6 protein-coding genes are annotated in these 7,328 nt (G+C 60.3%); 4 read left to right on the top strand and 2 right to left on the bottom strand.

The genetic code is table 11. The features are described from left to right. The first annotated feature begins 69 nt into the window (after positions 1 to 69). The 4 genes from CLV89_RS11110 to CLV89_RS11095 all read left to right on the top strand — a co-directional run bounded on the left by CLV89_RS11110 (position 70) and on the right by CLV89_RS11095 (position 3,557). Positions 70 to 1,980 (top strand): tail fiber domain-containing protein, encoded by a 1,911-nt coding sequence (locus CLV89_RS11110; RefSeq protein WP_106163723.1) that lies wholly within the window; start codon positions 70 to 72, stop codon positions 1,978 to 1,980. Between the two features lie 9 nt (positions 1,981 to 1,989). Beyond that, positions 1,990 to 2,316, top strand: a complete 327-nt coding sequence (locus CLV89_RS11105) for a hypothetical protein (protein ID WP_106163722.1) — start codon at positions 1,990 to 1,992, stop codon at positions 2,314 to 2,316. Between the two features lie 71 nt (positions 2,317 to 2,387). Then, a complete protein-coding gene (locus CLV89_RS11100) occupies positions 2,388 to 3,164 on the top strand; it encodes a peptidoglycan-binding protein (protein WP_106163721.1) in 777 nt (258 codons plus the stop codon). A gap of 45 nt (positions 3,165 to 3,209) precedes the next feature. Then, positions 3,210 to 3,557, top strand: a complete 348-nt coding sequence (locus CLV89_RS11095; RefSeq protein ID WP_106163720.1) for a hypothetical protein — start codon at positions 3,210 to 3,212, stop codon at positions 3,555 to 3,557. A gap of 476 nt (positions 3,558 to 4,033) precedes the next feature. Here the strand turns inward: CLV89_RS11095 and CLV89_RS11090 are convergent, their stop codons facing one another. Then, the gene (locus CLV89_RS11090) at positions 4,034 to 5,251 is read right to left on the bottom strand and encodes a GIY-YIG nuclease family protein (RefSeq protein ID WP_106163719.1); all 1,218 of its coding nucleotides are present in this window, start codon (positions 5,249 to 5,251) and stop codon (positions 4,034 to 4,036) included. Further along, entirely contained in the window at positions 5,251 to 7,326 is a 2,076-nt protein-coding gene (locus CLV89_RS11085) for a DEAD/DEAH box helicase (protein WP_106163718.1), read from the bottom strand. Before CLV89_RS11085 ends, CLV89_RS11090 begins: the two co-directional genes overlap by 1 nt. Between the last annotated feature and the right edge of the window lie 2 nt (positions 7,327 to 7,328).

The following is a 7,328-nucleotide window of genomic DNA, read 5'->3' as shown; positions in this document are numbered from 1 at the left end:
CCATCGATGTGGCCGGCGAGTCCGTCTTTCCCCTGATCATCAAAACCCTCAAATAGGAGACACTCTCTCATGAGCATTCCCGGCTTCTCGCCGTTCCCCCCAATCCCCAAACGCAGTACGCCGGAGGCGGATTTTGACGCCAAGATGTATGCGCTGTTCCAGCACTTCGCGGTCACCCATCGCAATGAGCTGCTGGCCTTCATCGAGTTCCTGGAGACCAACGTCACCGCCATCGAGGGCGCGATCAATGGCGTCTCCGTGGGGCTGACCCATCCGGAAGCGGCGAAGTTCACCGATCTGGAGGTGCTGGGTGCGCCCGGCGTGCTGGCCAGGTTCCGCGACGGAGTTGCCTCCAACTTCCTTGTGCAGACTGCGGGCAACAAGACCACCATCGGAAATGCGGCGGGCAGTTCCCGGCTGGCGCTGATGGCGGGCAATCAGGAGGCAATCGAGTTCGACAGCGCTGGTCGAGCATCCGGCGCGGCGGTGCAGGCGAATGCCGCCGACATAACCGATGGGCGGTTAATGAAAAATGGGGCGCACGGCCTTGGATCCGGTACGCTTCAGGTAAATGAAAACGACTGGAATGAGGCGAATGCTTCCGGGTTGTTCCATACGGACAGTAATGGTCTGAATAAGCCAGGCTTTGGGTCCAACTTTGCCGGTGTGAGCTTGCGCCGGAACGATACATTGCACGCGGAGATCGCGGTGGCGCTGAACGCTGGTGCCGATCAAAACGCCCGGACGGCTGTGCGCGCGAAGACCGGGGCTAACACGTGGTCGCCTTGGCGTGAGTTCATGACGCTGGATGCAAACGGCAGAACAGCGCAGGGGATTGAGGTCAGAAACAGCAGCCCCTTCTTTGCCATCACGGACAGTGACACAGGGGCCAAACATGTCCTCAGCGGCAACAGTACAGCAGGACATCTCTACATAAAGACGGATCCAAACGAGATCATGCCCGGCTCAGCCTTGCTCATTGAGACACAGGCCAAGCGTCAAATGGTAATCTCAAAGGATGACGTTGAGTTCGAGGTGCCGATTAAGGGGACAACCAATTTCTTGGGAAACGTCATCTCGGGATATAGGTCTGCTGCGTCAGCCGCAGTTGAAGTTGGCTCAGGACGAACGGCTGACGGCCCCGCATATCTCGATCTAGTCGGTGATACGGAATACATCGACTATGGCTTGCGGCTCATTCGAAATTCTGGCGAAAATGGTTCGTCGGTGCTCAGTACGCGCGGTTCGGGTGGGTTCACAATTAGTTGCTCTGATGGTGCAAACGTAACCCTCAGATCACACCCGACGCGGGCGGTTGTCCTAGACACAGCGGGGAATTTCCGACCCGCGACTGACAACGTATCGTCAAGTGGTTCAAGCTCATATCGTTGGTCTCAAGTCTACGCGGGGACCGGCACGATCAACACATCCGACGCGCGCAGCAAACAAGACATCCAAGACCTGGACGCAGCCGAGCGCCGGGTGGCGGTGGCCGCAAAAGGTCTCCTGAAAAAGTACCGGATGCGCGATGCGGTGGCCGAGAAAGGTGACGGCGCGCGCTGGCACTTTGGCGTGATCGCACAAGAACTGGCTGCCGCCTTTGAGGCCGAGGGTCTGGATCCCTGGCGATACGGCGTGTTGTGCTGGGATGAATGGTGGTCTGCAGAAGTGGAAATCCCAGCCGAGACCACACCCATCATGGAAGAGGTGGAAGAAGAGGTCATCCACATGGTGACGGTCGATGAGCCGGTGCTGGATGAGCATGGTGAGCCGACCGGTGAGGTGCAGCAGGTCGAAAAAGAGGTGATCGAGCTTGTAAAAAAGCAGGTTGAGACCGGAGAGCTGGAGATCCTCATGGAAGCCCGAACAGAGCTGCAGGTCTTCACCAGCGCCGAGGATGCCCCAGAGGGCGCCGAGTACCACAACCGGCAGGGCGTGCGTTATGACGAGCTCTTCGCCTTTATTCTGGCTGCGATTTGAGGGCGGGTGATGACAATGATCGAAAACAGCGACCGCGGCATCACCTTGAACAAGTCGCTTGCCTGGACCGTCGCTTGCGGGCTGGTGGGCGCGGGCCTCTGGGTCGGCTTGCAGGTCGCGACACTGCGCGGAGAAACCGAGAGCCTCGCCCAAACCATCAACGGGTTGCGGGTCGACCTGACTGCATCAGAGGCGCGGCAGACCGCCTTGACCGGGCGTGTGCGCGCCAATGAAACAAGCCTCGCCCGTCAGGATGAGCGCCTGTCTCTGATCCTCTCCACCCTCAACAAGATCGACAACCGGCTGGAGCGCATGGAGCGCCTGCCGATCCGCTAACCCCTGCAAAAATCAAACCGTTCACACCTCGCCAAGCATGCCTTGAGCGGGGCTTTTTCATTGGAGGCAGCATGATGCAAATCCTGACATTTGACACCCTGCAGAAGATCACCGGAAAGATCCCGAAAGGCAGCGCCCAGGCGGACAACGTCGTGTCGTTCCTGAAGGCGCTGAATGCCTACGGCGGCGACGTTGGCCTGAACCGGCGGCACCGGGTTGCCTGCCTTCTGGGGCAGGTGCTGGTGGAGAGCGGGGCGTTCCGCTTCGACCGCGAGCTATGGGGGCCGACTGCCGCGCAGGCTCGGTATGACATCCGCACGGATCTCGGCAATACGCCGGAGCGGGATGGCGATGGGTATCTGTTGCGCGGGCGCGGTCCCATCCAGATCACCGGGCGGTGGAATTATCGCGCCTTCACCGCTTGGGCGCGTGGGATCGACCACACTGCGCCCAACTTCGAGGCGGACCCGGAGGCGGTTTTGACCGACCCGTGGGAGGGGTTGGTGGCGCTCTGGTACTGGACCACCCGTGGCCTCAATGCGCTCGCCGATCAGGGTGACGTGAAGCGCATCACCTACAAGGTGAACGGCGGATACAACCACTACGCACAGCGGCGGGACTGGACCCAAAGGGCGCAGCTGGTCCTGCTCGGTCATGGTCCGACAGATGTGCGGGCCTTCCAGCGCGCGGCCCAGCTGACTGTCGACGGGGTGAGCGGACCAAAGACCCGCGCCGCACTGCACCAGGCGCTGCGCAAGCTGCCGCCCATAGACGTGTCTCCCAAACCCAAATCGCCCGCACCGCGCGTCAACTGGCTGCGGCGTTTCCTGGCCATTCTCCGCTTTTGATCGGGGATCGGCATTCTCATCTCTCAAACTGAAAAGGACCAACCCATGAACCTGAATGATCTTCTCCAGGAGCTGCTGCCCGTTGTGCTCAGCGGCCTGAGTGTGCTTCTGACCGCTCTGATCGGAAGCGCCGCCCATACCGCCAAACAGCGCTGGGGGCTCGATATCGAGGCCCGCCACCGCGAGGCGCTGCACAGTGCCCTGATGAGCGGCATTCGCGCCGGCGTCGAGCGGGGGCCGAATGAAGCGGCGGACGTTCTGATCCGCGAGGCCGTGGAGCATGCCAAAAGGTCTGTGCCCGATGCCATCCTGCGCCTCGGGCCAGACGACAGCGTTCTGACGAACCTCGCACGCAGCAAGTTGGCTGGCCTCATCCAGCGGTACATTGACTAAGCGCCCGACACCCGCTGCCACCCCGCCTCCGATCAGCCGGCGGGGTGGCAGCGCCTCGGCGAAGGTCTGTCCGGCCTGCCACGGGCATGGGAAGGAGACCAGTCGGAGCGGTGTGGTGCATGAATGCTCCGCCTGCAACGGCTGGGGAGTCCTTCGAAAACAGGAACCCGTTGCGAAGGCGCGGACCTGACTGATCCTCACTGATTGCCGCGACTGCCGGCATCGATGTCTGTTTTCGTTTGCGGTTTATTTACTGGCGCCAAAACGTTGTGGTGTGCAAGCTGAAGCTACGGGACTTATACCCTCCCGGACTATACGTGGACTTCATACACCCACGAAACGAGGGCCCTGCTATAGCGCGGGGCCTTCGGCACTTGCTTACATTCGATCTAGCCGCACCGAATGGCCCAACCGGCAGCACGAACGCAGTCATTCGAACCTTCTCCTCCTTTACCAAGAGGGTGAGTGTGTAAAACTCACCTCATCTTTGGCTTGAATGTTATGCTCTGGTTTTCGACATCGTAATAATACTGGTGCAAGGTACCGTCTTCGATCAACTTAGCAGCCTGACCTACGTGATCTGGCAAAACATAAAACCATTCTTTCGGGAAAACCTTCTTCCCAAACCGATCAGTAATGAAAAGTTCGGAAGGGCGAGCTGCTGCGAAGAAGCGATGCAGTAGGCTTTCGACTTTGCTGCGCGATAGGTTTTGCAGGCTGTAGGTCGCGACAATCTCCACCGGAGCCAGAAGGAACGTCGGATCGTTTCTTGCGTCAGCAACGCGGCGAGCTACTTCCTGGCTGGTGACGCCGATCTTGTGCAAGATCATGCGCTGCCCTTTGATCTCGGGGTTGTCGGATCGGGAGCGGGCAACGTAAATCGTTCCCGACATTTCGAGCTGATCGCTCTCCCATTCAGGATCGAGAGGCCCAAGGCCAATCTTTTGTACCATGCGGGCCGTCTTGTCGTCATTCAGGGATTTTCGGAATGACGACATGAGAGGGTCGCTCTCCGTGCCATTTGAAAAGACGATGCGAAGTCGGTGGTCTCGCGCGCCACCACGGGCGGACATTTCCGATTTCTCGACGATCATGGCCAGCAAGCCGTTGCGGATGAAGAAGTCCCCTTCGATGGGCTCGATTACCGACCACTTCCGCACTGGGCTAGCTTGGCGTTCGCCTGTTTCCAGGCCGCGCTGGACTGTCTCGAAGCGCTCCCGGAACTGCTCGAAATCCTGACAGGGCACGAAATCCGCGCGATGATCAGGAATGTGCCGTTCTGCGGACGGCGTAGCGTGCTTGAGACTGACCAGTGACGCATCAACATCAAGATCGTCATCAGCGAAGATATCATCCAAACTATCGGGAATATCAGCGTCGACAGGTTCATCTTGCCATGAGCGCGGCGTGGCGGCGGCATCTTCGCTCAGCAGGCCCAAACGATCCACGACCCGCATCTGATCGGTGGGAGCCTGCTTCACCGTGTCCCAAATCGCTCCAAGGCGCATTTCGTCATGATCCGTTGCGTCTGGATCGGGGAGGCGCGAATTAAGCTCATGGAATGCGGTCACTTCGAGCAGAGCTGCGACACCTCGATCCTCCGAAGTTCCACCACGGGACGCCCGAGGTTTAACATTCAGCAGGCCGAATTCATCGTCTTCCGCGAAAATATCTTCCAAGCTCGGGCGCGACATCACAGAGCCCCCTCACGTAGGCGCTTGGCCTTCTCGGCCTTCAGCCAGGCAAGTGCCTCCGCCATGCGTTTCTCAAGCGGGTTTGCGGAATGCACATTCGGCTCACGCCCCTCGGTGGCGCGGAATGCCTTGATGCGGGGCCACAGCGTTCTGGCCTCATCGCCGGTCATGTTCACGCGCAAGGCCACCATCGCCGACTGCACATGCGACAGAAGTTCAGAATTCAGAGATTTCGACGCGACCTCGAAACGCTCCTGGAAGGTGTTCACACTGTCGATCAGCTCGATGTCGATGTCCCGGACGTTGATGAACTTCCGAACCATCTCCAGCAGAGTATTCGGCGCGCTGGCGGGTTCACCGTCATCGTCGTCACCGCTCGGCTTCGGGGGCGTGCCGCTCAGGGGGGACTGTCCCTCGGAAAACCCGCGTTCCGCTTCCTTCCGCGCCAACGTCAGGACGTTCATATGCGCCGCGAGATGCTGACGGACGGACTCCGCTTCCTCTGCATCGAGCGTCTCATACCGCTTCTCGATGATATCGGTCAGCACCATCTGCGTGGCGACCTCGGGCGCCGTGTCTGGCGACAGCACGCGCCGATCCATCTCCTGATAGGCCGTCGCCATCAGGTCGTTCATGTCCTTCTCGCAGATCTCGCGCGAGCGGTCCGTAGGCGGCTCGACCAGCCCCTTGATGCCAATGGTGATATTGCCCTCGTCATCGGTGCCCATCGGCGCCCGCACGTCGCCATCTTCGCGGCGGTAGAACTTGAAGTTCGGGGCAAGCACCTGCTCCATCAACAGCGACCCGGATATCGCCTTGAGCATATCGTTCACGGCGTCGGTCACGACGCCGGTTTCCACGCCCGGTTCGGCCACGAGGTTGGTGAACAGCGCGCGGGGCTTGCCGGGCGCATCGCGGGTGGCTCGCCCGATGATCTGCACGATCTCGGTCAGGGACGACCGATAGCCGATGGTCAGCGCATGTTCACACCAGACCCAGTCGAACCCTTCCTTGGCCATCCCAAGGGCGATGATGATGTCGACCTTGGCGCGGTCGGCCACATCATCGCGCTTGCCATCTGGCCCCTTGATCTCGCGCGACAGCGCTGCCTTGACGATATCGCGCCCCGGCCCGTCATCCACCAAGTCGGCGACCTTCAGCACCCCGCCATCGGGTTGACTCACCAGATCAAACCCCGTCTCGGGATCGCGCCCTTCATGCGTGCCCAGCAGGTCGAGGATCTTGCCCACCTCGTTGAACTTGTCATCGAACGCCTCGGACGACCCGCGATGCGGGATGTGGATGATCGTCTTCTGATCGGGGTTCAGCACGCCAGGCAGCCCGTTGACGTAATTGCCCTTGTAGAATTCGTAGTTGATCCCAAGCGCCTTGAGCCAGGCATAGCCTTCCAGCTGCTCGTAATAGCTGTAGGTGATCTTGGTGAAGCGGTCTTCGTCCTCGGGGCGCAGCACCGGATCGGCATCGCCACGGAAATAGCTGCCGGTCATCGCCATCACATGGCACTCGGCGCGATTGATCAGGCTGCGCAGGATCAACCCCAGCCGGTTGTTGTCCGAGGCCGAGACATGGTGGAATTCGTCGATGGCGATGAAGCAGCTGTCAAATGCCTCGACCCCCTTGGTCTTGATCACCTCGTCAAAGCCGAAGCGGAAGGTGGCATGGGTGCAGACCAGCACCTTTGCATCGCTGTCCATGAAGGTCTGGAAGGCGCGCACCTTCTGCTTGTCGGCATCCTCGCCGGTCAGGCAGAGGTTCCAGCGGTCATCGACCTCCCAATCTGCCTCGAACCCGTAGCTCGTCAGATCGGTCGAGCGGAACGACCCGCCGATCGAGGTTTCGGGCACGCAGACGATCACCTTTTCCAGCCCCTGATGGCGCAGCTTGTCGAGCGCCACAAACATCAGCGCGCGGCTCTTGCCTGCCGCTGGCGGAGCCTTCAGCAGCAGGAACTGCGCGGCGCGGGCGGCATAGGTGCGAGCCTGCATCGGGCGCTGACCAAGGGCGTTCGTCGTCGCCTTGGAGGTGCCATAGGTGACATTGACCATCTGAACCATGT

It is taken from the genome of Tritonibacter scottomollicae (genome assembly GCF_003003215.1).
Classification (GTDB): domain Bacteria; phylum Pseudomonadota; class Alphaproteobacteria; order Rhodobacterales; family Rhodobacteraceae; genus Epibacterium; species Epibacterium scottomollicae.
Note: the sequence above shows the minus strand (reverse complement) of the source record. Positions and strands in the feature narration are given on the sequence as shown.